This is a genomic window from Streptomyces sp. NPDC050534 (genome assembly GCF_044457745.1).
Classification (GTDB): domain Bacteria; phylum Actinomycetota; class Actinomycetes; order Streptomycetales; family Streptomycetaceae; genus Streptomyces.
Genome location: NZ_JBITHF010000010.1, coordinates 303,728 through 329,603, shown reverse-complemented (window position 1 = coordinate 329,603; position 25,876 = coordinate 303,728). Strand labels below are relative to the sequence as shown.

Annotated in this window: 23 protein-coding genes and 3 tRNA genes; 10 read left to right on the top strand and 16 right to left on the bottom strand. The window is 70.1% G+C overall.

Annotation, left to right across the window (positions count from 1 at the left end; translation table 11 throughout):
* Position 1 precedes the first annotated feature (1 nt).
* The 4 genes from ACIBN2_RS31555 to ACIBN2_RS31540 all read right to left on the bottom strand — a co-directional run bounded on the left by ACIBN2_RS31555 (position 2) and on the right by ACIBN2_RS31540 (position 5,424).
* Positions 2 to 1,939 (bottom strand): galactose oxidase-like domain-containing protein, encoded by a 1,938-nt coding sequence (locus ACIBN2_RS31555; RefSeq protein ID WP_399139442.1) that lies wholly within the window; start codon positions 1,937 to 1,939, stop codon positions 2 to 4.
* Positions 1,936 to 3,951, bottom strand: a complete 2,016-nt coding sequence (locus ACIBN2_RS31550; RefSeq protein WP_399139441.1) for a glycosyltransferase family 2 protein — start codon at positions 3,949 to 3,951, stop codon at positions 1,936 to 1,938. The genes ACIBN2_RS31555 and ACIBN2_RS31550 overlap by 4 nt, the downstream gene beginning before the upstream one ends.
* Positions 3,952 to 4,269: 318 nt before the next feature.
* A complete protein-coding gene (locus tag ACIBN2_RS31545) occupies positions 4,270 to 4,986 on the bottom strand; it encodes a FadR/GntR family transcriptional regulator (RefSeq protein WP_399139439.1) in 717 nt (238 codons plus the stop codon).
* Between the two features lie 364 nt (positions 4,987 to 5,350).
* Positions 5,351 to 5,424, bottom strand: a tRNA-Lys gene (locus ACIBN2_RS31540).
* 178 nt (positions 5,425 to 5,602) lie between these two features.
* Between ACIBN2_RS31540 and ACIBN2_RS31535 the strand changes: the two genes are divergently transcribed.
* From ACIBN2_RS31535 to ACIBN2_RS31515, 5 genes are all read left to right on the top strand, one after another.
* Complete coding sequence (locus ACIBN2_RS31535) at positions 5,603 to 6,910, top strand: peptidoglycan-binding protein (RefSeq protein ID WP_399139437.1); 1,308 nt, start codon at positions 5,603 to 5,605, stop codon at positions 6,908 to 6,910.
* 92 nt (positions 6,911 to 7,002) lie between these two features.
* Positions 7,003 to 8,115 carry an SPFH domain-containing protein gene (locus tag ACIBN2_RS31530; RefSeq protein ID WP_399139435.1) on the top strand — a complete coding sequence of 371 codons (1,113 nt, stop codon included), beginning with the start codon at positions 7,003 to 7,005 and terminating at the stop codon, positions 8,113 to 8,115.
* A gap of 112 nt (positions 8,116 to 8,227) precedes the next feature.
* Positions 8,228 to 8,833, top strand: a complete 606-nt coding sequence (locus tag ACIBN2_RS31525; RefSeq protein ID WP_399139434.1) for a lytic polysaccharide monooxygenase — start codon at positions 8,228 to 8,230, stop codon at positions 8,831 to 8,833.
* A 151-nt stretch (positions 8,834 to 8,984) separates the two neighbouring features.
* Complete coding sequence (locus ACIBN2_RS31520; RefSeq protein ID WP_399139432.1) at positions 8,985 to 9,467, top strand: DUF3592 domain-containing protein; 483 nt, start codon at positions 8,985 to 8,987, stop codon at positions 9,465 to 9,467.
* Between the two features lie 33 nt (positions 9,468 to 9,500).
* On the top strand, positions 9,501 to 11,165 hold the full coding sequence (locus ACIBN2_RS31515) for an AMP-binding protein (protein ID WP_399139430.1): 1,665 nt from the start codon (positions 9,501 to 9,503) through the stop codon (positions 11,163 to 11,165).
* Here the strand turns inward: ACIBN2_RS31515 and ACIBN2_RS31510 are convergent.
* The 6 genes from ACIBN2_RS31510 to ehuB all read right to left on the bottom strand — a co-directional run bounded on the left by ACIBN2_RS31510 (position 11,131) and on the right by ehuB (position 15,340).
* Positions 11,131 to 11,204: transfer RNA gene (locus ACIBN2_RS31510), tRNA-Lys, on the bottom strand. The two genes, ACIBN2_RS31515 and ACIBN2_RS31510, sit on opposite strands and share 35 nt — an antisense overlap.
* Before the next feature lie 96 nt (positions 11,205 to 11,300).
* A complete protein-coding gene (locus tag ACIBN2_RS31505; protein WP_399139429.1) occupies positions 11,301 to 12,059 on the bottom strand; it encodes an IclR family transcriptional regulator in 759 nt (252 codons plus the stop codon).
* A gap of 222 nt (positions 12,060 to 12,281) precedes the next feature.
* Positions 12,282 to 13,058 (bottom strand): ectoine/hydroxyectoine ABC transporter ATP-binding protein EhuA, encoded by a 777-nt coding sequence (gene ehuA, locus ACIBN2_RS31500; RefSeq protein WP_399139428.1) that lies wholly within the window; start codon positions 13,056 to 13,058, stop codon positions 12,282 to 12,284.
* A 10-nt stretch (positions 13,059 to 13,068) separates the two neighbouring features.
* Entirely contained in the window at positions 13,069 to 13,719 is a 651-nt protein-coding gene (gene ehuD, locus ACIBN2_RS31495; RefSeq protein ID WP_399139426.1) for an ectoine/hydroxyectoine ABC transporter permease subunit EhuD, read from the bottom strand.
* Positions 13,716 to 14,438 carry an ectoine/hydroxyectoine ABC transporter permease subunit EhuC gene (gene ehuC, locus ACIBN2_RS31490; protein WP_399139424.1) on the bottom strand — a complete coding sequence of 241 codons (723 nt, stop codon included), beginning with the start codon at positions 14,436 to 14,438 and terminating at the stop codon, positions 13,716 to 13,718. The genes ehuD and ehuC overlap by 4 nt, the downstream gene beginning before the upstream one ends.
* Positions 14,435 to 15,340, bottom strand: a complete 906-nt coding sequence (gene ehuB, locus ACIBN2_RS31485) for an ectoine/hydroxyectoine ABC transporter substrate-binding protein EhuB (protein ID WP_399139422.1) — start codon at positions 15,338 to 15,340, stop codon at positions 14,435 to 14,437. Before ehuB ends, ehuC begins: the two co-directional genes overlap by 4 nt.
* Positions 15,341 to 15,387: 47 nt before the next feature.
* Between ehuB and ACIBN2_RS31480 the strand changes: the two genes are divergently transcribed.
* Entirely contained in the window at positions 15,388 to 15,882 is a 495-nt protein-coding gene (locus ACIBN2_RS31480; protein ID WP_399139420.1) for a DUF3830 family protein, read from the top strand.
* On the opposite strand, the gene ACIBN2_RS31475 is transcribed toward ACIBN2_RS31480, so the two are convergent.
* Positions 15,863 to 17,260: an amidase gene (locus ACIBN2_RS31475; protein ID WP_399139418.1), complete on the bottom strand. Its 1,398-nt coding sequence runs from the start codon at positions 17,258 to 17,260 to the stop codon at positions 15,863 to 15,865. The two genes, ACIBN2_RS31480 and ACIBN2_RS31475, sit on opposite strands and share 20 nt — an antisense overlap.
* A gap of 22 nt (positions 17,261 to 17,282) precedes the next feature.
* Positions 17,283 to 18,236, bottom strand: coding sequence for a D-2-hydroxyacid dehydrogenase (locus ACIBN2_RS31470; RefSeq protein ID WP_399139417.1), 954 nt, complete (start codon positions 18,234 to 18,236; stop codon positions 17,283 to 17,285).
* Between the two features lie 188 nt (positions 18,237 to 18,424).
* Here ACIBN2_RS31470 and ACIBN2_RS31465 point away from each other — a divergent pair, with 188 nt between their 5' ends.
* The 3 genes from ACIBN2_RS31465 to ACIBN2_RS31455 all read left to right on the top strand — a co-directional run bounded on the left by ACIBN2_RS31465 (position 18,425) and on the right by ACIBN2_RS31455 (position 21,144).
* Positions 18,425 to 19,222, top strand: coding sequence for an aspartate/glutamate racemase family protein (locus tag ACIBN2_RS31465; protein ID WP_399139600.1), 798 nt, complete (start codon positions 18,425 to 18,427; stop codon positions 19,220 to 19,222).
* Positions 19,219 to 19,950: an aspartate/glutamate racemase family protein gene (locus ACIBN2_RS31460; protein ID WP_399139416.1), complete on the top strand. Its 732-nt coding sequence runs from the start codon at positions 19,219 to 19,221 to the stop codon at positions 19,948 to 19,950. The genes ACIBN2_RS31465 and ACIBN2_RS31460 overlap by 4 nt, the downstream gene beginning before the upstream one ends.
* A 102-nt stretch (positions 19,951 to 20,052) precedes the next feature.
* Complete coding sequence (locus ACIBN2_RS31455) at positions 20,053 to 21,144, top strand: LLM class flavin-dependent oxidoreductase (protein ID WP_399139414.1); 1,092 nt, start codon at positions 20,053 to 20,055, stop codon at positions 21,142 to 21,144.
* 19 nt (positions 21,145 to 21,163) lie between these two features.
* On the opposite strand, the gene ACIBN2_RS31450 is transcribed toward ACIBN2_RS31455, so the two are convergent.
* Positions 21,164 to 23,029, bottom strand: coding sequence for a putative bifunctional diguanylate cyclase/phosphodiesterase (locus ACIBN2_RS31450; protein ID WP_399139413.1), 1,866 nt, complete (start codon positions 23,027 to 23,029; stop codon positions 21,164 to 21,166).
* A gap of 313 nt (positions 23,030 to 23,342) precedes the next feature.
* Between ACIBN2_RS31450 and ACIBN2_RS31445 the strand changes: the two genes are divergently transcribed.
* A complete protein-coding gene (locus tag ACIBN2_RS31445; protein WP_399139411.1) occupies positions 23,343 to 24,629 on the top strand; it encodes a M6 family metalloprotease domain-containing protein in 1,287 nt (428 codons plus the stop codon).
* A 37-nt stretch (positions 24,630 to 24,666) separates the two neighbouring features.
* On the opposite strand, the gene ACIBN2_RS31440 is transcribed toward ACIBN2_RS31445, so the two are convergent.
* The 3 genes from ACIBN2_RS31440 to ACIBN2_RS31430 all read right to left on the bottom strand — a co-directional run bounded on the left by ACIBN2_RS31440 (position 24,667) and on the right by ACIBN2_RS31430 (position 25,811).
* Positions 24,667 to 24,740: transfer RNA gene (locus tag ACIBN2_RS31440), tRNA-Lys, on the bottom strand.
* A complete protein-coding gene (locus tag ACIBN2_RS31435; protein ID WP_399139410.1) occupies positions 24,731 to 25,324 on the bottom strand; it encodes a bifunctional DNA primase/polymerase in 594 nt (197 codons plus the stop codon). The genes ACIBN2_RS31440 and ACIBN2_RS31435 overlap by 10 nt, the downstream gene beginning before the upstream one ends.
* A 121-nt stretch (positions 25,325 to 25,445) precedes the next feature.
* Positions 25,446 to 25,811: a hypothetical protein gene (locus tag ACIBN2_RS31430; RefSeq protein WP_399139409.1), complete on the bottom strand. Its 366-nt coding sequence runs from the start codon at positions 25,809 to 25,811 to the stop codon at positions 25,446 to 25,448.
* Positions 25,812 to 25,876 lie beyond the last annotated feature (65 nt).

Sequence of the window (25,876 nt, the reverse complement as noted above, 5' to 3'; positions counted from 1 at the left end):
GCTACGGCACCTTGACCCACTGCGCCTTGCTCGGCGTCCCCTGGTCGTCGTCCACGAACAGCATGTACCAGCCCGACTGAACGAGGTTCTTGTTCTTCGGCACGGTCACCGTGATCTTGCTGCCGGAGGTCTTGAAGTCCAGTGCGATCGACCGCTGATCGACGTCCGTGACGTGGGTCGACGCGCTGGGCCTGATCAGCCGTACCTTCTTGATGGCGGAGGCCTGCGGTGAGCTGAACGTCCCCGTCCCGCCCCGCGCGATCGTCTGCGGTCCGCCCGAGAGCGACGGCCGCGAGTCCCGGTACAGATACGGCGGCGTGTAGATCTCGATCCGCTGCTCGAACTTGCCCGGCTTGGTGTTGGCCTTGTCCGCGTAGAGCGAGTCCGAACCGAAGAACATCACCCGGCCGTCGGGCAGCAGGATCGAACCGGAGTGGTAGTTCCGGCCCACCAGCGGATCGGCGACCCGCTCGAACGTGTTGGTGTCCGGGTGGTACAGCCGTGCCTGCAGGATGTTGGAGTCGCCGCGCCCGCGGTAGTCCTCGGAACCGCCGGAGACCAGCACCGAGTCGTCGGGCAGCACCGAGGACTGCGGGTACCGCGTGCCCTTCTCCAGCGTCGGCCCGTCCGTGAACTTCGGGTTCTTGTCCTTCAGATCGATCAGCCGCGTCTTGTTGCTGGACGCCTTGGACTCGCCGACCCCGCCGCCGCCGATCACCATGAACTTCTCGTTCTGGGCGGGCGGCAGCAGCACCGTGCCGGACGTCTCCATCTCCTTGGCGTCGCTCAGCCCGGGCAGCTTGGAGAACTTGTTGGTGTCGACGTCCCAGACGCCCGGTATGCGGCCCACGTTGTCCGGCCCGTATCCCGCGTTCGAGCCCGAGTAGAAGATCTTGCCGTTCTGCATCAGGAACAGCGCCGGGTAGGTCGGGAACTGGCGGATCGTCGAGGTGTACGTCCACTTCTTGGTCTTCGGGTCGAAGACCTCGTTCTTGCCCGGCACCAGCTGACCGATGTCGTCCAGGCCGGAGACGCTCAGGATCTTGCCGTCGCTCAGGGTGGTGAGCGTCGGGTACCAGCGGGCCTCGTTCATCGGGTCGACCTTGATGTACTTCTCGGCGACCGGGTCGAACTCGTAGGCGTTCCTGATCCCCTGGAAGTCCTTCTTGTCGAGCGCGAGCTTCTGCGCGATGCCGTAGGTGTTGCGGGCCTCGGCGCCGGTCAGGCCCTGGATCCGGTAGTTGTCCTGGGTGCCGGTCTCGTACTTGGTGCCGCTCTTCTTCGCCTCGACGTAGATACGGCCGAGCCCCGGGTCGTTGCGCAGGAACTTCCCGGTCGCCTTGTCGAAGACCTTCTTCGCACGCGGCACGAGCACCGGGTCCTTCGAGACGAAGGTCTTGCCGTTCTCCTTGCCGGTGAACTTGGTGCCCGCGGGCAGCGTGATCGGCTTGTCCGGGTTCTCGTTGTGGACGACCATCAGGCCGCCGGCCTTGGTGACGTCGCCCTTCAGCTTCTCGTACCGCTTGGTGCCGCCCGCGATCAGCAGATTGCCGTTCGACAGCTGGGTGTGACCCGTGCAGAACAGGTCCGCCGGCGTCGGCACCTTCTTGATCGTGCCCTTGACCGGGTCCCAGATCCGGGAGTCGAACTTCTTCTTGTCGAAGTTGTCCTGGTTGTTGCCCGAACCGGCGACGAGCAGCACCTTGCCGGTGCGCAGCAGCGCCGCGTGGATGGTGTCCTGGCGGTACTCCGGCGGGAACTGGATGATGTCCCAGTGCCCGTTGTCCGCTTTGTACTCGGGCTTGTTGATCTGGTACTCGTGGTACTTCTCGGTGCTGAAGCGGTAGAGCCACGGCCCGTTCATCCCGGCCAGCGCGAGTACCACCGCCGTACCGATCGCGAGTCGACGGGCGCGGCGGTGGCCTGCACGGTCGTTCATTCCTTACGTCCCCCAAATCCACCCAGAGCGATCTGCATCGTCTGGTCATTTCCTGCGCCCGGGTCGGCGCCCGTGCCCGAACCCGGTGCCGTCCAGCTGGGCTTGTGCGCCGAACCGTGCGGCGCGTGCTGCGCCGGCAGCGGCTGCGGCTGGTACTCGGGCGCGTGCCCCGCCGGGACCTGCTGCTGTGCCGGCAACTGGACCGGCGCGGGCGGCTGCTTCTTCGCCTGCCGCACCGAGTACCGCCAGGCGAAGATCGGCGACGCGGTGATCAGCAGGGCGAACGTGGCCCAGATGATCATCGCCGGGTGCGAGTGCCCGAGCGTGAAACCGGCGGCGATCGAGCCGCCGAAGACCAGGATGAAGAACAGGTGGATCCGGAAGGTCCCGAACAGCGTGTCCGGGCTGGCGGAGTCGCCCTTGGGGGTCACCACGAACTTGCTCTTGCGGCGCAGCACCGTGTCCATCAGCGAGCGTGCGTAGATCGGCGCCGACAGGGCCGACATCACCATGCCCGCCACACCGCCGGAGCCCTCCGGCTCGTGCGGGGAGACGTTGTGCCGACGGTTCCAGACGTACAGGCCGATCTGGAGTGCGGACGCGTTGCCGTACAGCATCAGCCAGACCGTCGGATCGATGTTCACGCCGGAGGCACCCAGGCCCAGGAACAGCGCGCAGCTCAGCGCCGCCAGGATCCAGTTGAGGGCCGACATCGGGTAGAAGATGATCATCATCGTGTAGTTGAAGAGCTTGCCCGGGGGCAGCGAGAACCAGCCCTTCCAGTACTGCTTCAGGATCGTCTCGTACGTCCCCCGCGACCAGCGCAGCTGCTGGGTGAAGAAGTCCGTCCAGGCGGCCGGGCCCTCACCGACGGCGAGCACGTCCGGCGTGTACACCGAACGCCACTTCCTGCCCGTGGCCGGGTTCCTGTGGCGGTGGATCTCGAAGCCGGTGGCCATGTCCTCGGTGATCGAGTCGTACAGGCCGCCGATCTGCTTGAGCGCCCTGATCCGTACGGCGTTGGAGGTGCCCACGAACATCGGGGCGCCGTACCGGTTGCCCGCCCGCTGGATCAGCGCGTGGAAGAGGAACTGCTGGGACTCGGCCGCCTTGGTGATGGGGTTGTCGTAATTGCCGTACACCTGCGGGCCGATGACGAAGCCGACGTCCGGGTCGCGGAAGAAGCCGAGCATCCGCTCCAGGTAGTTGGGCAGCGGCACGTGGTCGGTGTCGACGGAGGCGAAGAAGTCGTAGTCGTCGCCGTGCGCCTCGAGCCAGGCGTTGTAGTTGCCGTGCTTGGTCCTGGCGCGGTGCGGGCCCTTCTTCTGGTTCCACTGCGGAACTCCCTTGCGGGAGAAGTGATGTACGCCGAGACGGGCACAGACCGCCTTCACCTCGGGGTCGTCGCCCTCGTCGAGGAGCCAGATGTGCAGAAGGCCCCGGTGCCGCAGCCGTACGGCCGCCTCCAGGGTCTTCGTGACCATCTCCAGTGGTTCCTTGCCGGGCACGTACGTCGTGATGAACGCCACTCTCGTGCCGGTCTCCGGCACCACCGGGATCGGGTCGCGGGCCACCAGCGTGGCGTGCGCGTTGGACAGTACGTTCATGCAGCGGAAGAACTCGATCAGGCCGATCGAGACAAGCATCACGACGTCGAGCACCGGCAGGAAGTCGAAAGCCGGGTAGTCGCGTTCGGTCCAGTGCTCCGGCTGCAGCAGCCAGGCGAGCAGGATCAGCGACAGCAGCGGCGCCGCGCCCAGCATCAGGGCGGCACGCAGACGGTGCGGTTCCTGCGAGAGCAGCGAGCGGTACTGCACTCTGTACGGCTTGCCGGGTTCGGGCTCGGTGAGGGGACCGGCCAGCCGGCTGTAGTGCTCGTAGTCGTATCTCGGCAGGTTCGACCTGATCCTGCGGAACTGGCCCGTCGTGCTGTTCCGGTGCGAAGGCACGCTGAGCTGGGTGGTTTCTGACGGGTCGAAGTTCTGCCGGGCGCCCTTCGGCGTCGACGTCATGAGTCATCCCCCCACACGCAGGTGACCGCGTGTCGTGTCGGTTCCTTCCGCCCGTGGCCGAGTCCCCTCGCGACTCTTCACAGACGTATCAGTGGCGGGCCGCAGTCCCCACACTTTCCACACCTATGGACATGGAACCGCGACCTTCCGGTTGCATGATGCCCCCCTCGGCATCGGCTCGTGCACGGGGCCCCTATCCCCGCAGAACCGGGCAACCGCTTACTTGCCCCCCAACTGCCGCGTATCCGCAGCATCTTGGAAAACAGGGTTCTACAGCGTTCATCATGATCGCAAGATGCGAAACACGGTGTTTACCGGTCATACGCGTTCATTGTGGCGCGTGTGAGGGTCTCGTGGATGCGTTGTGGACAACCGGGCGCGGATGTTGCCGAAGTGATCCCTTATCGCCTCCTCCGCCCGTACCGAGTCGCCCGACCGCACCGCGTCGAGGATGTCCCGGTGCTGTCGGCAGGTGACCTTGGGGTCCTGCGGCACGCCGCCGAGATCCGTCTGCACACGGTGGAAGGCCTCCCAGAACGCCTCCAGGACCTCACCCAGCAACACGTTGTCCAGACCCCGGTACAGGGTGGCGTGAAAGGCGCGGTCGGTGTCCGCGAGGCCGGCGCCCCCTTGCGCCGCCTGGTGTTCCATACGGATCACGAGTGCGTCGAGTTCAACGAGGTCCGTGTCCGGGATCCGGCCCGCGAGCCGGGAGACCAGACCCGTCTCCACCGCCTCGCGCAGTTCGAGCAGTTGGAGCAGGGAGTCCTCTCCCCGGTAGTGCCCGGCGACGGTGCGGAAGGCGAGGCCCTCGATCATCGGGGCCAGCGACATCGGGCCGACGTAGGTGCCGAAGCCGTGCCGGATCTCCACGATGCCCATCGCCTGGAGCGCCTTCAGCGCCTCGCGCACCGAGTTCCGGCTCGCACCCAGGTACTCCATCAGTTCGGGCTCGGTCGGCAGCGGCGCCCCGGAGGGAAGCCTGCGGTCGACGATGAGCTTCTTGATCCGCTCCTGAAGGTCACGCGCTGCCATGGCCAGAGAGTATCCGGCCAAACAGGAGAAAGGCCCCTCGCTTGCACGAGGGGCCTTCTTCTGCTCTGTGCGCCGCCAGGGACTCGAACCCCGGACCCGCTGATGCTGCATTTCCCGGGGGACGACCCCCGGACCCCCAGCCGCTTCCGCGGCACCGGAGGGAACCCGCCGTAACGCCGAAGGTCCCCCGCGTTTGCGAGGGACCTTCACTTCCGGTGCGCCGCCAGGGACTCGAACCCCGGACCCGCTGATGCTGCATTTCCCGGGGGACGACCCCCGGACCCCCAGCCGCTTCCGCGGCACCGGAGGGAACCCGCCGTAACGCCGAAGGTCCCCCGCGTTTGCGAGGGACCTTCACTTCCGGTGCGCCGCCAGGGACTCGAACCCCGGACCCGCTGATTAAGAGTCAGCTGCTCTAACCAACTGAGCTAGCGGCGCCTGCCGACGCCGTAACTCTACCGGACCGGCGGGAGTGGTCCCGACCATCCGGGGGCCGGGTCGGGGAAGGGGGCTGTACATCATTCGGACCGTCAACATGCGAGTCCGGAAGACCGTTGGCAAAGTGATCAGTGTGGACAAGCGCGGTCTTTTTCATCGGGAGTGTGAGGGGAATCGCATGGCGGCACCGGTATTCGAGGAATTCGATCCGGCGAGCGACTGCGACTGCCCCGGATGTGCGCACTGGCGCCGCGTCCTGCCGTATTCACGGACGGTCCGGCACCCGGCCGCCCGGCGGGCCGTGATCGTCGCCGCGGCCGCGTCCACCGCGCTCGGCGCGGGACAGGTGGCCCCGGCGCTCGCGGCCCCACAGGCACCGCCCGCCCCCGGCGTCCCCGCAGGTGACGGGCACCGGTCCCCGCAGGGCCACAAGGCCCCGCTGTACGGCCGCAGCGCCAAGACCACCGGGCCCGCGGACGTGCGGAAGACGCCCACGACCACCCGCGCGGAGATCATCAACCGGGCCAAGAAATGGGTCGACGCGCAGGTGCCGTACAGCATGACCGACTACTGGTCCGACGGTTACCGGCAGGACTGCTCCGGCTTCGTCTCGATGGCCTGGGGCCTGCCGCAGAACGAATGGACGGGCAGCCTCGGGCAGTACGGGAAGCAGATTTCCAAGGAGGAACTCCAGCCCGGCGACATCCTGCTCTTCCACAATCCGCAGAACCCGGAGAAGGGCTCGCACGTCGTCATCTTCGGCGGCTGGACCGACTACACGCACAGCAACTACATCGCCTACGAGCAGACGCCCCCGCAGGCCCGCAAGCAGGCCACCCCGTACGCCTACTGGACCAACTCCGACCGGTACGTCCCCTACCGGTACAACGGGCTCGCGCCCGACCCGACGCAGGCGCAGCCGGGTGCGCCGGCCACCCAGAGCACCCGGACGCCCTACCCGGGAGCGGCGTACTTCGGCCCCGGCGCGAACAACAAGTACGTCACCCAGCTCGGCGAGCTGCTCGTCGCTCGCGGCGCCGGGCGCTTCTACACCTCCGGCCCCGGCCCCCGCTGGTCGGACGCGGACCAGCGTGCCACCGAGGCGTTCCAGCTGGCCCAGGGCTGGCAGGGCGACGCCGCGGACGGGCTGCCGGGGCCGCGGACCTGGGAGCTGCTGGTGTCCGGGACCGGCAGGCCGGTCCCGGCGACCGGGAAGGCGGGCCATTCGGCGCCGTCGTCCAGCGGGGTGCCCGCCTATCCGGGGCGGGCGATGTTCCGGCCGGGGGCGGTCGACGACTACGTGACCCGGCTGGGGCAGCAGCTCGTGAAGAAGGGGTTCGGCACGTACTACACGACCGGGCCGGGGCCGCGCTGGGGCGAGGCGGACCGGCGCAACGTCGAGGCCTTCCAGCGCTCCCAGGGGTGGCGCGGCGGCGCGGCGGACGGCTTTCCGGGGCCCGAGACGTGGAGACGGCTGTTCTCCTGAACGGTTCCGCTCTCCCCAGGGGCCGCTCCTTCTGAACGGCTCTGTTCCACCCACCTGTTGTGACGCATCTGGCGCGGAGGCTGGAGGCACGCATGAGTACGACGACCACGTCACAGACACCCGAGTCCGAGGGGCCGGGCCGGCCCGGACGGCTCATCCAGAACGAGTCGACCACCGAGATCCCCGTCCATCTGCTGTTCCGCGACGACCCGGACCCGGTGTCCGTGCCGCTCAGGCCGACGGTCGTCGGCCGCCGGCACGGCACGGGCGAGCAGCCCCGGTTCCGCCGTCCGGCGCCGGCGACGCCGCGGGCCGTGCCGCAGGTCGACCCCGAGCTGGGCGAGCGGCGGGCGCGGGTGCTGCCCGGAGCGGCGGGCGTGCTCGCCGGAGCCTGCGGGGCGGCCGGGTGCGTGGCCACCTCGTGGTGGGCCGGCGTCCTGCCGCCGCTGGCCGCGGCGGCGCTGCGGCTGCCCGCGCACCCGGGGGCCGGGCTCGGTCCCGCGCAGTGGGCGGCCTACGCGGGCGCGGGCGCGCTCGGCGTCTTCGGGTTCGGCGGGCTGGCCCGTGGCCGGACCGGACGGGCCTGGGTGCTCGGTCTGTTCGGCCGCTACCGGGGCACCGTCCGGCGCACCGGGCTGATGTGGGTCAACCCGCTGCTGCTGCGCCGCCGGGTCGACGTACGGCTGCGGCACTGGCGCAGCGAGCCGATGCCCGCGGCCGACGGCAACGGCGTCGCGCTGCGCGTGGTGGTGCTCGTGGTGTGGCGGGTGCGGGACACCGCGCGGGCGGTGCTGGGCATCGAGGACCACGAGACCTATCTGCGCGAGTGCGTGGAGGCGGCCCTCGCCCGGGTGCCGGTCGAGACGCCCGACGGAACACGGGGTCCGGCGGAGGCGGCCGGGGACGCGCTGACCCGGCTGACCGCGGCGGACGCGGCACCGGTCGGCCTGGAGGTGTTCTCGGTCCAGCCGGTCAGGATCGAGTACGCCCCCGAGGTCGCCGCGGCGATGAACCGCCGCCGTATCGCCGCGCTGGACGCGCAGCACCGGGCGAGCGTGCTGACCTCGGTGGTCGACTCCGTGGAGGACACGGTGACGCGGCTGACCGTGCGCGGACTGGTGGACCTCGACGACTACGAACGCAAGGCGCTGGTCAAGGACTTGACGGTGGCGTTCTGCGCGGGGCGCGGCGAACAGATGCCGTGATTGGTATGGACACGTCTTGGTATGGACACAGCCAAGTAACCGCAATATTCTGCACTTGGTCTAGACCTGCACGCCTCATGGAACTTCCCCCACGTTCTTCAGGAGCGGCAGCATGCGCAGAAAGACCAAGTGGTACGCCGCCGCGCTCGGGCTCACCACGGCAGGAGCATTCGTGCTCTCGGCCGGAAGCGCGAGCAGCCACGGCTACACCGACCTCCCCATCAGCAGGCAGAAGCTGTGTGCCAACGGCACGGTGACGAACTGCGGCGACATCCAGTACGAGCCGCAGAGCGTCGAGGGCCCCAAGGGCTTCCCGGCCTCCGGGCCGGCCGACGGGTCCATCTGCTCCGGCGGCAACTCGCGCTTCTCCCAACTCGACAGCTCCAGAACGCCGTCCGGCGGCGCCTGGCCCACCACGAAGGTGACGGGCGGTCAGAGCTACACGTTCCGCTGGCAGTTCACCGCCATGCACGCCACGACCGACTTCAAGTACTACGTCACCAAGCCGGGCTGGAACCAGAACCACAACCTGGCCCGCTCGGACCTCAACACCACACCGTTCCTGACGGTGCCCTACAACGGTCAGCGTCCCCCGTCCACCCTCTCCCACAGCGGCACCCTGCCGTCCGGCCTGAGCGGCCACCACATGATCGTCGCGGTATGGACGATCGCGGACACGGGCAACGCGTTCTACGCCTGCTCGGACGTCACCTTCTGATCCCGCCGGACGGGGTGCGTGCGCCGGGAGGCTCGGTCCCGGCGCACGCGCCCGATCTCTGAGCCTTTCTTGAGCGACCGCGGCACTACCCGTGGGTAGGTTCCTGGCAGGCCGACCGTACGGGTGCGGCGGACCGAGACCGGGGGACCCCATGGACGTGCTTTTCTATCTCCTGCCCTGCCTGATCATGACGGTGGCCCTGGTCATGGCGTACCGCGTGATGCGCCGCTGGCTGCAGATGCGCCGCGCCTGGAACAGCGGGCTCACCGCCCAGGGGCGCTGTCTGCGGGTGTTCACCACGACCCATGGCGGCGGCAACGACACCTCCGTCCGCACCACCCTCCACCACGTCTACGAGTTCCAGGCCAAGGACGGCCGTCCGATCCGCTTCGAGGAGGAGGACGGCCCGGCGACCCGCCTGGAGGGCGATCCCGTCACCGTCTACTACTACGCGGACGGGCCGGACGTGGTGGCCACCGCCCAGGAGCCGGGCCGCGTCAAGCACGCGGCGTCGACGGTCGCGACGCTGGTGTTCCTCGGGGTGATGGTGGCGTTCTGCATCGGCTTCATGGCCACGTTCCACTCGATGTCCTCCTGGTCGGCCGACACCGGGTCCTCGACCACCATGCCGTAGCAATCTGACGGTCCGTCAATTACCGTGCGCGCCATGGAGTCCAGTGGCAGCGCGCGGGGCACGGTCGCGGAGCTCGTGGCGGAGCGGTTCGGTGACCACCGGCCGGGGCTGTGGTGCGAGGACCTGGTTCTCACGCAGCACGAGGTGGCCGCCGGAGCCGCGGCGCGGGCCGCGCTGCTGGCCGACCTGCTGCCGCCCGGCGCCGAGCCGCACGTGGGAGTGCTGCTCGACAACACTCCTGAATATCCGATGTGGTTGAGCGCGGCGGCGCTCGCGGGTGCCGCCGTCGCCGGGATCAACCCCACCCGCCGCGGCCCGGAGCTGGCCCGCGACATCCTGCACACCGAGTGCCGGACGGTCGTCACCGAGCGAGCCCATCTGCCGCTGCTCGCCGGCCTCGAACTCCCGGGCGTACGCATGCTGGTGACCGGCACCGAGGAGTACGACGCGCTCCTGGCGCCGTACGCGGGCGCCGAGCCGGACCCCTCCCGGGCCGCGCCCGGCGACCGCCTGCTGCTGTACTTCACCTCCGGTTCGACGGGCGCGCCCAAGGCCGCGATCTGCTCCCAGGGGCGGCTGGCCGCCGCCGGGCGTTCGCTGGTGGGCCAGTTCGGGGTGCGCCGCGACGACGTGCACTACGTCTGCATGCCGATGTTCCACGGCAACGCGGTGATCGCCGACTGGGCGCCCGCGCTCGCGGCCGGCGCGGGCGTGGCGCTGCGGCGGCGCTTCTCGGCCTCCCGGTTCCTGGCCGACGTCCGCTCGTACGGGGCGACGTACTTCACCTACGTGGGCCGGGCCGTGCAGTACATCCTGGCCACCGAGGAGCGCGCCGACGACCGCGACAACCCGCTCCGGCTCGGCTTCGGCACGGAGGCGGGGGCGGTGGACGCGGCGGCCTTCGAGCGGCGGTTCGGGGTGCGGCTGGTGGAGGGGTACGGCTCGTCGGAGGGCGGCGCGGCCGTGCAGTGGTCGCCGGGGACACCGGCCGGGGCGGTCGGGCGGGCGGCGCCCGGTCTCGTCGTACTCGACGCGCAGACGCGCAAGGAGTGCCCGCCCGCCTCCTTCGACGCGGCGGGGCGGCTGCTGAACGGGGACGAGGCGATAGGGGAGCTGGTGAACCGGGGGCCCAACCCCTTCGAGGGGTACTGGCGCAATCCGGCGGCCGAGGCCGAGCGGCGGCACGACGGCGGGTACTGGACCGGCGACCTCTTCTACCGGGACGCCGACGGCTACCTCTACTTCGCCGGCCGCACCGACGACCGCCTCCGCGTCGACAGCGAGAACCTGGCCGCCGCGACCATCGAGAACATCCTCGCCCGCTACGAGGGTGCCGCCGCCGTAGCCGTCTACGCGGTGCCGGACCCGGTGACCGGCGACCAGGTGATGGCGACCCTCGCCGGGACCTTCGACCCGGCGGGCTTCGCGGCCTTCCTCGAGGCCCAGCCCGACCTCGGGACGAAGATGGCGCCCCGGTTCGTCCGGGTCGTGGAGCGGATGCCGGTCACGGCCACGAACAAGATCCACCGGGCCCGGCTGCGGAAGGAAGGGGTCCGGTGCGCGGACCCCGTGTGGTGGCGGCCACCCGGGGAGCGGGCGTATCGGCGGCTCACCCCGGAGGACGCCGAAGGGCCCCTCGTGTCCACGAGAGGCCCTTCATCGGTGCGCCGCCAGGGACTCGAACCCCGGACCCGCTGATTAAGAGTCAGCTGCTCTAACCAACTGAGCTAGCGGCGCATGACTCTCGCCGCCCATCGGAACCGTGTCCGTGGATGGCGACGAAGAAAATACTACCTGGTCCGCGGGGGTGCTTCCGACCACCTCCCGGTCCGGCTAGATCGCCAGGGAGAGCAGTACCGGCGTCGCGTTCCGGTTCAGGGCGTCCGCGGCCTGGCGCAGGCGGTGGGCGTCCTCGACGGGCAGCGACAGGGCCAGGCAGCCGACCGACGTGCCGGCGCTGACCGGGACGGCCGCGCAGACCGTGCCGACCGCGTACTCCTGGAGATCGAGGTGGGGCACGGTGGACGGCTGGGCCTCGAGGTGCGAGAGCAGCAGCTTGTCGTTGGTGATGGTGCGCGAGGTCAGCCGGGCCGGCCTGTGCCGGGAGAGGTGGTCGCGCCGGCCGTTGTGGTCGAGCTGGCCGAGCAGGCTCTTGCCGATCGCGGTGGCGTGCGCCGAGGAGCGGAAGTCGACCCACTCGTGGACCACCGGGGTGGTGGGTCCGTCGGCGTACTGGGCGATCTTGACCTCGCCGTCGACGTACCGGCTGAGGTACACGGCTGCCCCCACCGAGTCGCGCAGCCGGTCCAGGGTGCGCTGGAGCTTCTCGTGCAGGGCCAGGTCCCGGCCCTCGGCCGAGCCGAGCCGGGTGAGGGCGTCGCCGGTGACGTACGCCCCCTCGGTGACCTGCTCCACGTAGCCCTCACGCCTCAGCATCCGCAGGAGGGTGGTCAGCCGCTCCGGGGCGAGGTCGGTGAGGCGGGCGAGTTCGGTTTCGGTGACTCCTGTCGAGTGCCGTGCCACGGCCTCCAGGACGCGCAGCGCGTCCTGGGCCGAGTGGTACGGCGCGGTCGGCTCGTGCTTCAGCGCCACGGTGCATCCCCCTGCGCTTGCTCGGTCGCTCTGCAACTTGGCCGTGATCCGTACAGCGGAACAGTTCCACGATAACGGTCAAGCGGCTTGTTGTGAGCGGCTGTTGACGAGATCTGGACCCCGCCGCACCGCTCTCAACAGCAGCGCAGGCACGCCGGCACATGCCAGTGACACGAACCGGCGCGCGGACCTCGTAGGTTGAATCGCGTTCAACCTACGACGTCAGAGGACCGCGCTGAGAAATTCCCGCGTGCGGTCGTTCTCGGGCTCGCTGAAGATCTTCTCCGGCGGGCCCGACTCGATGACCCTGCCGGAGTCGAACATCAGCACCTGGTCCGAGATGTCCCTTGCGAAGTTCATCTCGTGGGTCACGCAGAGCATCGTGATGTCCGTGGTGCGGGCGATGTCGCGCAGCACGTCGAGGACACCGGCGACCAGCTCCGGGTCGAGCGCGGAGGTCACCTCGTCCAGGAGCAGCACCTGCGGCCGCATCGCCAGCGCGCGGGCGATGGCCACCCGCTGCTGCTGGCCGCCGGAGAGCTGGGTCGGGCGGGCGTCGCACTTGTCGGCGAGGCCCACCATCTCCAGCAGCTCGCGGGCCCGCTCCGTCGCCTCGTCCCTGGACATGCCGAGGACGGTGACCGGGGCCTCGGTGATGTTGCGCAGCACCGACATGTTCGGGAACAGGTTGAACTGCTGGAAGACCATGCCGATCTTCTTGCGGACCTCGCGGATCTGCTTCTCCGGGGCCGGGAAGAGCTGGTCGCCGGCGACCGTGATGGTGCCCTCGTCCGGCTTGGTGAGGGTCATCAGCAGCCGCAGGATCGTCGTCTTGCCGGACCCGGACGGGCCGATCAGCGTGACGTGCTTGCCGGAGTCGACGGAGAAGTCGAGCCGGTCGAGCACGGTGTTCGACCCGAACCGCTTGGTGACGTGGTCGAAGCGGATCAGTTCGCCGCCGTCCACCGGCGGGTTGGCGTCGGCGCCGGGTTCTTTCATCAAAGGGGTGTCAGCGGACAAGACGTCGCTCCAGGGCTCGTACGAGAAGGGAGGCCGGGTAGGCGATGACGATGAAGGCCACGCCGATCACCGTCAGGGGCTCGGTGAACTGGAAGTTCTGCTGCGAGAACAGCCGTGCCTGGCCGAGCATCTCCAGGACCGTGATCGTCATCAGGATCGGGGTGTCCTTGAGCATCGAGATGACGTAGTTGCCGAGGGCGGGGACCACCCGGCGGATCGCCTGCGGCAGGATCACCGCGGTCCAGGTGTGCCGTACCGGCAGGTTCAGCGCGGTGGCCGCCTCCCACTGGCCGGCGGGGACCGCCTCGATACCGGCCCGGTAGACCTGCATCGTGTACGTCGAGTAGTGCAGCCCGATCGCGACGACACCGGTGGTCAGCGCCGACCAGGTCAGGCCCCACTCGGGCAGCACGTAGAAGAAGAAGAACAGCTGCACCAGCAGCGGGGTGTTGCGGATGAACTCCGTGACGACACCGATCGGCCAGCGCACGAAGCGCGTCGGCGCGCGCATCAGCAGCGCCCACACCAGGCCCAGCGCGAAGGAGATCAGCGAGCCGAGGACGAGGATCTGCAGGGTGACCAGCAGTCCCTCCCAGAACTTCGGCATGAAGTCGGCGACAGCGCTCCAGTCCCATTTCATCCGAGCGAACCTCCCGCGCCCACGCCGGTCGTCTCAGGACGGTGCAGCTCCTGGTCGGCCGAGCGGCCGACCGGCCTGCCCAGGCCCGACTTGAGCTTGCGTTCCAGCCCGCGCATCCCCCGCGTGAGCACGAAGGCGATGACGAAGTAGATCAGCAGCACGTACGTGTAGATCTCCGCGCTCTGCTGCAGCGCGAGGCGCACCAGGTTGGCACTGAAGGCCAGGTCGCCCATGCCCATGATCGACACCAGCGCGGTGCCCTTGAGCAGCTCCACCAGGAGGTTGGAGAAGGGCGGGATCATCTCCGGCACGGCCTGCGGCAGCAGGACCAGCCGCATCCGCTGCCACGGCGTGAAGCTGAGGGCGATGCCGCCCTCGCGCTGCGCCGGGTCGACGGAGTTCAGCGCGCCGCGCACGATCTCGGCGCCGTAGGCCCCGTAGGTCAGTCCGAGCGCGAGGGTGCCGGCCCACAGCGGGACCAGCTGCCAGCCGAAGGCGATCGGCAGCACGAAGAACACCCAGAAGATCATGATCAGCGCAGAGGTCCCGCGGAAGATCTCGGTGTAGGCGCCCGCGAGGAAGCGGACGATCCACAGCCGGTGGGTGCGGGCGATGCCGACCCCGAAGGCGACCGCCGTGGCCAGCAGCCCGGCGAGGACCAGCAGCTGGATCGTGACCCAGATGCCGTGAAGTACGAGTTCCCAGAGTCCCGAGGTCATCCGCCGCACAGCTCCTTCGCAGTGAGGTCGGTCATCTCGGCCTTGGTGAAGCCGAAGGGCCGGAGTATGCGGAACAGCTCACCGCTCTGCTTGAGCTTGCGCAGCTCCACGTTGAAGGCGTCCCGCAGACCGGTCTCGGTCGGGCGGAACGCGAAGGCGCCGCCGTCGACATGCGGCTTGCCCTTGACGAGGGGCGCGAAGGCTTTGGTGGACTCCGTCTTGCCGGACTTCTTGACCACCTCGCGGACGGTCAGCGCGGTACCGGCGAAGGCGTCGACGCGGCCGGCCTCTACGGCGTTCAGCCCCGCGACCTGGTCCGGCACGATCAGGATGTCGCTCTGCTTGTACCCCGCCTCGACGGCGTACTGGATCTCGGCATAGCCCGTGCCGGTCGCGAACTTCGCCTTCTTCGCGACGATGTCCTTGTAGTCGTGCAGCCCCTTCGGATTGCCCTTGCGGACGATGAAGGCGTCGAGCATCTGGTAGTCGGGGTCGGCGAAGATGACCTGCTGGCAGCGCTCGGGATTGACGTACATCCCCGCGGCCACGACATCGAACTGCTGCGAGTTCAGGCCCGGGATGAGCGAGCCGAACTCCGTCGGGACGGGCTGCACCTTGTCCACGCCGAGCCGCTTGAAGATGATTTTGGCCAGTTCCGGCGCCTCGCCGGTCAGGTCGCCGTTCTTGTCGATGTACCCGAAGGGGATCTCACCGGCGATACCCAGCCGTACGACGCCTGCCGCCTTGAGCCGGTCGAGCAGGTCACCGCCCTCCTTGCTCGAAGCGGCGGCCACGCGACTGCATCCGGCGGCGCCCAGCGCACCGAGCGCCGCCACCCCCGCGAGCAGCGATCGACGGGTGGGCCCGGGTGTGTGTCTGTCGTTCCCAAAAGGTGGAGCCATGGCGGCGCGGCTACCCGAGTCCATGCGATGTATGCACCATAGGCTTTATGGCTGATCGCTACATCGAAGTCTCGCTGGCCAAACGTGGAATTACCTGCACGGCGAAACTGCTGGACGAGCGCGCGCCTCTGACCTGCGCGGCTGTGTGGGACGCCCTTCCACTGGGCAGCGATGTCTATCACGCAAAATACGCCCGAAATGAGATCTATGCTCTTTTCCCACCCTTCGCGGCGAAAGAGCCGCCACTGGAAAATCCGACCGTCACACCGATTCCCGGAGATCTTTGCTATTTCTCCTTCGCGGGGACGGAGCTCGGCACGAAGGCGTACGGATACGACCGCGAGGTCCGAGCGGGCACCACGGTCGTCGATCTCGCCCTCTTCTACGAGCGCAACAACCTGCTGCTGAACGCCGACGTCGGCTGGGTCCCCGGCATCGTCTGGGGCCAGATCGTCGAGGGGCTGGAGGCGATGGCCGAGGGCTGCAACGACCTGTGGCGGTCGGGTGCGGCGGGGGAGACGCTCAGCTTCCGCCGCGCGTGATCCCGGCCTCGTAGAGCGCGTGGGCCGCCCGCAGCACCAGTTCGTCCCGGTGCCGGGCGGCCACCAACTGCAGGCCGATCGGCAGACCGTCCCCGTCGGTCCCGACGGGGACGGTCGCCGCCGGCTGCTGGGTCATGTTGAACGGGTACGTGAACGGGGTCCAACCCGTCCAGCGCCGGTGACCGGAGCCCTTCGGCACCTCCTCGCCCGCCTCGAATGCGGTGATCGGCAGCGTCGGCGTGACGAGCAGGTCGTAGGAGTCGTGGAAGCGGCCCATCCGGCGGCCCATCTCCATACGGACGTCCACCGCGGCGAGGTAGTCCAGCGCCGAACGGCGGGCGCCGGCCGCGCAGATCTCCCGCAGCCCGGGGTCGAGCAGCCCCCGCTGGTGCGGGCCGAGCTGCTGGGTCACCCGGGCCGCCCCGGAGAACCACAGGGTGTGGAAGGCCTCCACCGGGTCGGTGAAGTCGGGGTCGGTCTCCTCGACGTACGCGCCGAGCCCGGCCAGCCGCTCCACCGCCCGCCGCACCGCCGCGGCGACCGCGGGCCGCACCGCCACCTGGCCGCCGAGCGACGGCGAGTACGCCACCCGCAGGCCCTTCACCCCGCCCGCCAGCCGCGCCGAGAACGGGCCGGAGGCGGCCGGGAGCCCGGACCAGTCGCGGCTGTCGGGGGCGCCGATCACGTCGAGCAGCAGCGCCGCGTCCGCCGCGTCCCGGGCCATCGGGCCCACGTGTGCCAGCGTGCCGAACGCGCTCGCCGGATACAGCGGCACGCGCCCGTACGTCGGCTTCAGTCCGAAGATCCCGCAGAAGGCGGCCGGGATGCGGACGCTGCCACCGCCGTCCGTGCCCAGCGCGAGGGGGCCCGCGCCGAGCGCCACGGCCGCGGCGGCGCCGCCGCTGGAGCCGCCCGCGGTGCGGGAGAAGTCGTGCGGATTGCGGGTCACGCCGGACTGCGGCGAGTCCGTGACGCCCTTCCAGCCGAACTCGGGTGTCGTGGTCTTGCCGATGAACACGGCGCCGTGCTCGCGCAGCCGGGCGACCGAGGGGGCGTCCTCGTCCCACGGGCCGGCCTCGGAGATCGTCCTCGAGCCCTTGAGGGTGGGCGTGCCGCGCAGCAGCAGGATGTCCTTGACGGTCGTCGGGACGCCGTCGACCAGCCCCCGCGGCTCACCGCGCCGCCAGCGCTCGGTGGACTCACGGGCCTGTGCGAGGGCCTCGTCGGCGAGCAGGCGCACGAACGCGTTCACATCTGGCTGGATCTGCTCGGCCCGTTCCAGCGCGGCCCGCGTGGCCTCCTCCGGACTGAACTCGCCCGTGCGGTACCCCTCGACGAGTCGTACGGCGGTCAGCTCGGTGAGGTCGAGGTCCGTCATCTGCCCTCCAGGCCTAGGCGGTTCAGCGTCCCGGTACGTACCCGCGTTTCTTGTCGACCACGTTCAGCAGAGGTCTGCCCGTCTCCCAGCGCTCGTACAACTCCACGAACTGGGTGCCGAGCTGATCACGCCAGCCGATCGTGTCGCCGCTCATGTGCGGGGACACGATCAGCCCCGGCACCTCCCACAACGGGCTGTCCGGGGTGAGGGGTTCATGCTCGAAGACGTCCAGGGCGGCGCCCGCGATCCACCGCTTGACAAGCGCCTCCGCGAGCGCGTCCTCGACGACGAGCGGACCGCGCCCGATGTTGATGAACCGCGCGGAGGGCTGCATCACGCCGAAGCGCCGGGCGTCGAACATGCCGTAGGTCTGCTCGGTGAGCGGGGCGGCCGCGATCACCCAGTCGGCGCGCGCGAGCAGCCGGTCCAGGTCCTCGGGTCCGTGGAGGCCGGCGCGCGGCTCGCGGCCGACGAGTGCCGTCTCGATGTCGAGCGCCTTGAGGGCGCGGGCGATCGTACGGCCGATGGGTCCCGATCCGACCACGCACGCGCGCGTGCCGGCGACCCGCTGTGTCTCGCGGTGCCGCCAGGTCCGCTCCCGCTGGAGCTCCAGCGTCCTCGGCAGGTCCTTGGCCATGGTCAGCACGAGGGCGGCGACGTACTCGGCGATGGGCTGGTCGAAGATCCCCCGCGCGTTCGTCACCACCGTGTCGGAGGCGGCGAGTTCCGGACACATCAGGTGGTCCACGCCGGCGCTCGCCGTGTGCACCCAGCGCGGCCGCGGGCCCTCGCCCGGCCAGGCGGAGCGCACGGCCCGGGATGCGAAGTCCCACACGAGGAGCACGTCCGCGTGCGGCAGCCGCTCGGCGAGCGCCGACTCGTCGGTGTGCTCGATCCGGGCCCGGCCGGTGAGCCGGCCGAGGCGAGGCGGCGGATCCGCGTCGAGGACGAGAAGGGTGGGTGGCGCGGCGGCCATCGGAACACCTTTTTCTGCACGGCGATCAAGGGTCTGACGTGGGGCGGGACGCCGCTGTTAGCACCAGCGTGATCTGCGGGTGACATGAGCGGATTGACCACGCTCGCACCCGAACCTACCTTCGTCAACACGGGCGTTGCGTACGGTCCGTTGCTCTCCCCTTTCTTACCGTGAGGGCGGTGCCCGCTGTGGACGTTTCCTTCCTGGGTGGACCTCAGCCGCAACGCGGTGTCGGAGTGGTCGCCCCCTTCGACTTCGCGCTCGATCGCGAACTGTGGCGATGGATGCCGGACGATGTCTCGCTGCATCTGACGCGGACCCCGTACGTCCCGGTTGAGGTCAGTCTCGACCTGGCCCGCCTGGTCAGCGAGCATCAGACGCTGGACGACGCGGTGCTCACGCTGAACGCGGTCGCGCCGGAGGTCGTCGCGTACGCCTGCACGTCGGGCAGTTTCGTCGGCGGGATCGCCGGGGAGCTGGCGATGTGCGCGGCCATGACGCGCGCGGGCGCGGTCCCCTCGGTCACCACCTCCGGCGCGCTCCTGGAGGCGCTGGTGGCGCTCGATGCGCGGCGGGTGGCGCTGGTGACGCCGTACACCGTGTCGGTGACGCGCGCGCTGGAGAAGTACGTCGCCGAGGCGGGGGTGAAGGTCACCGGGCGCGCGTACATGGGGCTGACCCGGCACATCTGGAAGGTGCCGTACCGCGAGGTGGTCGCCATGGCGCACAAGGCCGCGCGGCGCCGCGCGGACGTGCTCTTCATCAGCTGCACCAACCTGCCGACCTACGACGTCATACCCCAGCTGGAGGCGGAGCTGCGCATACCGGTGATCTCGGCCAACCAGGTGACGATGTGGGCGGCGCTCGCCCGATTGGGTACCCGAGCGGTGGGGCCGTATCAGGCGCTGATCGATCCGGCGGCGCGCTCCGGTCCTGTGCTGCCGGAACTCCCGGACGGTGAACAGCAGCAGGAAGGCAGGTCATGACCGCACTCGGATTCCTCTACCCGGGGCACTCCGCCGAGGACGAATACCCTCGCATCGAGCAGTTGCTGGGCAGCGACATCCGTCTCGACGTCGTCCACACCGACATCGGTACGGACGCGCACCGGGTGGACGCCCTGCTGGAGATGGGCTCGGCCGACCGCCTCGCGGCCGGCGTCGAGCGACTGCGCATGGCGGGTGCCGAGTCGGTGGTGTGGGCGTGCACCAGCGGGAGCTTCGTCTACGGCTGGGAGGGCGCCCACGAGCAGGTGCGCTCACTGGCCCGTTCGGCCGGGATGCCGGCGTCCTCGACGTCCTTCGCCTTCGTGCACGCGGCGCAGGAACTGGACGCGCGGCGGGTGGCGGTCGGCGCGACCTATCCCGCGGATGTGGCCGGGCTGTTCGCGGACTTCCTGCGGGCCGGCGGCGTGGAGGTGACCTCGGTGAGCGACGCCGGGATCATCACGGCGGCCGAGGTCGGCACGTGGGGCGAGGCGGAGGTGTTCGCGCTGGCGCGGGAGGCGGACAGGCCCGACGCCGAGGCGCTGCTGCTGCCGGACACGGCCCTGCACACGGCGGCCCACATCCCGGCCCTGGAGAAGGAACTGGGCAAGCCGGTCCTCACGGCCAACCAGGTCACGGTCTGGGAGGCGCTGCGCCTCGCGGACCGGCGGGTGAACGCGCCCACGCTGGGCGCGCTGTTCACGCGCGAGCCGGTGGTGCAGGTCTGACGGGTCCCGGCACGCCGCGCTCCCGGCTCGGGGAATAAAGCGGAGAGTGCCTCCTGTTAGCCGCGCAGGACAGCGCACGGCCGACAACAGGAGGCACCCACCGTGACGGCAGACGACGAGATCCGGGGCGGCGTACAGGGCACCGCGCCCGTACCCCTCTCCGTACTGGACCTGGTGACCGTCGGAGCGGGCCACACCGCCACGGACGCGCTGCGCACCAGCGTCGCCCTGTCCCGTCTCGCCGAGTCCCGCGGATTCCACCGGTACTGGGTCGCCGAGCACCACTCGATGCCCGGCGTGGCCTCCTCCTCGCCCGCCGTGATCCTGGCCCACCTCGCGGCCCACACGGACCGCATCCGCCTCGGCTCGGGCGGCGTGATGCTCCCCAACCACGCGCCGCTCGTCATAGCCGAGCAGTTCGGCACGCTGGAGGCGATGGCCCCCGGGCGGATCGACCTCGGCCTCGGCCGCGCGCCCGGCACCGACGGCGCCACGGCGGCCGCCCTGCGGCGCACGGACCACCTCAATGAGGGCGCCGACGACTTCCCCCAGCAGCTCGCGGAACTCACCCGCTTCCTGGACGACGACTTCCCGGACGGCCACCCCTACCGCCGCATCCACGCCGTGCCGGGCCCGGTCCAGGCGACGTCCCCCGGCGGCGTCCAGTCCCCGCATCGCCCGCCGGTCTGGCTGCTCGGCTCCTCGGGCTTCAGCGCGCGCCTGGCGGGCGTCCTGGGCCTGCCCTTCGCCTTCGCGCACCACTTCTCGGCGCAGAACACCGTCCCGGCGCTGGACCTGTACCGCGAGTCCTTCCGCCCGAGCGAGGTACTGGACGCCCCCTACGCCCTCATCGGCGTATCGGCCCTGGCCACGGACGAGGAGTCGGAGGCCCGCCGCCAGGTCCTCGCCGCCGCCCTGAACATGGTCCGCCTGCGCACCGGCCGTCCCGGCCTCGTCCCCACCCCCGAGGAGGCCGAGTCCTACGAATTCAGCCCCATGGAGCGGGACTTCATCACCTCCTGGAACGCCAATGTCGTCCACGGCACCCCCGACGAGGTCCGCGCCGGCCTCGACGACCTCCAGAAGCGCACGGGTGCGGACGAGTTGATGATCACGTCCAACGCCCACAGCGGGGATGTGCGCCTGCGCTCGTACGAACTCATCGCGGACGCTTATGGGTTGCCGGCCGCCTGAGCCGAACAGGCGCGCTCGCCTACGAGTTGCCGGCCACGGTTTCGCTCGCGCCGTGGAGCGGGACGCGGAGGTCGGAGATACGATCCGGCGGGACCGGGCGGGAGTAGAGCCAGCCCTGCCCGGTGTCGCAGCCGATGCGGCGCAGGCGGGTGGCCTGGGCCGAGGTCTCGACGCATTCGGCGGTGACCGTGAGGCCGAGGCGGTGGGCGAGCTGGATCATCGCCTCGACCACGACCTCGTCGGCCGGGTTCGGCGGGACGGTCCCCTCCTTGTCGCTCTCGTACTGGAAGCCGCGCACGAAGGAGCCGTCCAGCTTCAGGACCGAGACCGGCAGCCGGCTGAGGTACGCCAGGTTCGAGTAGCCCGTGCCGAAGTCGTCGATGGCGATGCCGACGCCCATGTCGCTGAGGGCCTGCAGGACCTGCAGCGGGCGGCCCGCCGAGCCCATGACGGCCGACTCCGTGAGCTCCAGCTGGAGCAGGTGCGGCGCGAGACCCGTCTCGGCGAGGATCTCCGCCACGTCCGCCACCAGGTCCGAGTCCCAGACCTGACGGACCGCCACATTGACGCTCACGAACAGCGGTTGCTCGTCGGGGTGGTCCAACTGCCAGCGCCGCGCCTGCCGGCAGGCCGTGGCGAGCACCCAGCGGCCCAGCGGCACGATCGAGCCGTCCTCCTCCGCCAGTCCGATGAACCGATTCGGCGTCAGCAGGCCGAACTGCGGATGGTTCCAGCGGACCAGTGCCTCGACTCCGTGCAGCCTGCCGTCCTCCATCCCCACCAACGGCTGGTACTCCAGCACGAATTCACCGCGCTCGATGGCGGGCCGGAGCGTGGAGGCGAGCGCCTGCCGGGTCATGCGATGGGCGTTGCGCTCCGGGTCGAAGAGCGTCCAGCGTGACTTCCCGTCCGCCTTCGCCCAGTACAGCGTGGTGTCGGCCGCCTGCATCAGGGCGGTCGGCGTGGTGCCCGCCGCACGGCGCTCCACGACCCCGATCGACGCCGACACCGACAGCCGCCGGCCCGAGAGGTCGAAGGGCGCCTGGATCGCCTCCAGCACCGACTCGGCCAGATCGGCGAGTTGGTCCGTGCCGGTCGAGTCCTCCACCAGCAGCGCGAACTCGTCGCCCCCCAGCCTCGCCACCAGTGGGGCGCTCGCTCTGGCGTACCCCGCCTCGTCGGCGCAGCGCGTCAGGCGCTCCGCGACGGCGGCCAGCAGCCGGTCGCCGACGCGATGGCCGAGCGTGTCGTTGATGGCCTTGAAGCCGTCCAGGTCGAGATAGCACAGACCGATCCGCCCGGTGCCGGTCTCCGCGTAGGACTCCGCTTCCAGCGCGGTCGTCAGCCGCTCGAAGAAGAGCGTGCGGTTGGGCAGCCGCGTCACCGGGTCGTGCATCTGCAAGTGCCGCAATCTGCCCTGGAGTTCGCGGTGTGCGCTGATGTCGGTGACGGACATCAGCACGCCCTCGTCCGGGGCGGCCAGCGGTGAGACGGTGACCTCGACCCAGACCGTGCGCCCGTCGGCGTGCTTCAGCCGGCGGGTGCAGTGCAGCCGCGCCTCGCGCCCGCGCAGCACCTCGCGGTACGAGTGCCAGGTGCGCGCGTCGGACGCCAGATCCACCAGGTCGGCGGCGAACCGGCCGACCAGGGAATCCGGGGGACTGTCGATCAGCTCGCCGAAGCCGCTGTTCGCGCTGACCACCAGGCCCTCACGGTCGACCACCGCCATGGCGAGCGGTGCAGCCGTGAAGACCGAGTGGTACGCCGACGGCTCCTTACGAGTCGTCAGCTGCTCGGTACGAGGCGACGCATAGGCGTCACTCTCTGTGACGGCGACCCGGTCGAGGTCAGCCGCGGGCGCCGGCCCTTCGGACGTTCCGCTCACCGCTCGCTCCCGCAGTGCACTCGATCTCTGTCCGTGCAGGAAAGTGTGCCGATCATAGAGGCAGACCCGGAGGCCATGCAGCTACTGTCCAGTGTCCCGGATGGACCGGCACTTCAGACAGATCGTTTCTGCCCGCAGGTGGACGGCTTCATAGGTCCCCCGATCGCTTGTGACGTTCCGTGAGCGTTTCGGGGGTGTCGGTCCTGACGGTTCTGTGGGCGCCTCACTCGTCTGGGGCAGACAAACAGGGCGTAGTACTACAAATCAACACAGGCTGGGTGCGGAGTACCGCGAACCGCACCCGGAGGTCCCTGTGTCGCGTCAGTTTCCCCTCAGGACGTACAGGGGTCCCCGACTGCGCAGCACCGCCGCCGTGTTCAGCACTCTGTCCGCGATCGCCGCGACCTCGCTGGTGACCGGACCCTCGGTCGCCGAGCCGTTCTCGGCGGTGCCCTGCGCGCTCCAGCGCACCTCGGTCCATCACTCGGAAGGCCTCGACACCTGGAACGCCGCCTACCCGCGGCCGAGCCGGGCGCTCGACGCCGTGATGGTCTTCCTGTCGTTCCCGGACGCGGCCCCACGGACCACGCCCGCCCAGCTGGCCGCCGACCACTTCCCGGCCACCAGCCGCTTCTTCGAGCAGGCCTCCTACGGCAAGTTCACCCTGCGCCCGCATCCGGTGAAGCACTGGATCCGGATGCCGCGGCCGTCGACGGCGTACGCGATAAAGCGCGACTGGAGCTCCGGGAGCCGTGCCGCGTATCTGCGTGACGCGCTCTCGGTCGCCGACCCCCAGGTCGACTTCTCGCGCTACGACGTCGTCTACTTCGTCGCCGACCCGGACGCGCCCGGCGTGGACTCGGACGCGACGAAGGTCGTCAATCTGGACACCCCGCTCCGGGCCGACGGCACGAACCTGCGCCGTGTCGTCACGGTCTTCGAGAAGCACCCGCCCGACCGGCTGGTGCTGGCCCACGAGACCGGGCACGTCTTCGACCTGCCGGACCTGTACCACCGGCCCGACGACGGCAAGGGCGACTGGGACACCTACGTCGGCGACTGGGACCTGATGGGCAGTCAGTTCGGGCTGGCGCCCGACCTGTTCGGCTGGCACAAGTGGAAGCTGGGGTGGCTGGATCCGCGCCAGGTGGTGTGCGTACGGGAGTCGGGCGTCACGCGCGTGACGCTGGAGCCGCTGGGTTCGGGGCCGGGTGTCGCGGTGACGGGCGCGGCGGGGCCGCCGGCCTTCGGGCTCGGCGAGGGTGTGAAGCTCGCGGTGGTGCGGACCGGCCCCGACAGCGTGCTCGCCTTCGAGGCGCGCGGCCAGGTCGGCGCCGACGCGGCGGCCTGCAGGTCGGGCATCCTCGTCTATCGCGTGCAGGGCACCGCCCAGTCCGGCGGCGGCCCCATCCAGGTCGTCGACGCCCACCCCCACACCGAGGCCTGCTGGGAGAACTCCGTCTACCCGCCCCTGGCGGACGCCCCGGTCGGACTGGGCGAGACCTTCGAGGTGCCGCACGAGAACATCCGGGTGGCGGTCGAGGGCCGCACGCCGTCGGGCGCCTGGAACGTGAAGATCACGGCCGGCCCGCAGGAATGAAAAAACCCTCCACAGCTGTGGAGGGCTTTTCTGTCGGTGCGCCGCCAGGGACTCGAACCCCGGACCCGCTGATTAAGAGTCAGCTGCTCTAACCAACTGAGCTAGCGGCGCCTGCTGACGTCGTAGACCTTAGCATCCTGATCGGTCGGGGGAAAAATCGATATGCGCACGGCGGCACGGGCCGCCCGCACGGCGGCCCAGAGCAGGATCTCCGCGCCCGGCAGCCAGGGGTGACGGGTGTCCGGGGCGGCGAGCCAGCGGGAGTCGCAGGAGGCCGGCGGGGTGGGCGAGAGCAGGGCCGGGACGGTCACCGCGTCGCCGTTGCCGTGGCACAGCAGCGGCGGGATCGCGGCCGTACGGCCGAACTCCTCCCAGTGCAGCAGTGAGGGCAGCCGCTGGGCGGTGCCGGGCGCGGCGAACAGGAGCATCCGGCCCCGGAAGGCCGCCACCGGGCCCGAGCCCGGGCCCTCGTGCCACAGCCGGTCGACCATGCGGCGGCCGAAGACCGCGGGGACGCTGACGACGTCGAAGACGGAACCGCAGGGAAGGACGACCGGGGCCTCGGGGCGCTCCTTCCAGAGGGCGAGCGTGGAGCGCGGATACGTTCCCGCCGAGGCGAGCCAGGCGGCTCCGTCCGCGGTGACGCCGCAGACGTCGAAGCGGTCGGCGAAGGGTTCGTTCCGTGTGCTGCTCATGGCAACTACATCTACCGGGTGTGAACGTACCGCTCCGGGGAGTTGCCGGAATCCGGGACAGGTGGGAGCGGGAAGGGGTATCTTGCCCGCCTGGCATATGCCACAGCGAAACGGTCCGTGTTCACACCGGGTCGGCGGACGTGGTCCCCTCGGCGCCGCTCATCAGGCCGCGGCCGTACTCCACCATCTTCTTCGCGTAGTCCTCGGTCCACTCGGCGCGCTCCGCGATGTCCGCCGCGGTCAGCCGGTCGAACCGCCGGGGGTCCGCCAGCTGGGCGGCCGCGATGGCCTGGAACTCCACCGCGCGGTCGGCGGCCGCGCGGAACGCCTGCGTCAGCTCCGTCGCGCGGGTCAGCAGCGCCTGCGGATCGTCGATCGACTCCAGGTCGAAGAAGTGCTCCGGGTCGGAGGCCGCTTCCGCGGGCTCGAAGAGCAGGGGCGCGGGGCGTAGCCGCGGTTCGTTCCGACGCGGCGTGGGCTCCGCCATGTCTTGTCCTCCTCGTACGTCGTGCACGGCCCGTCCGGTAAGAGGGCCACCGTCCATTGTCCCGC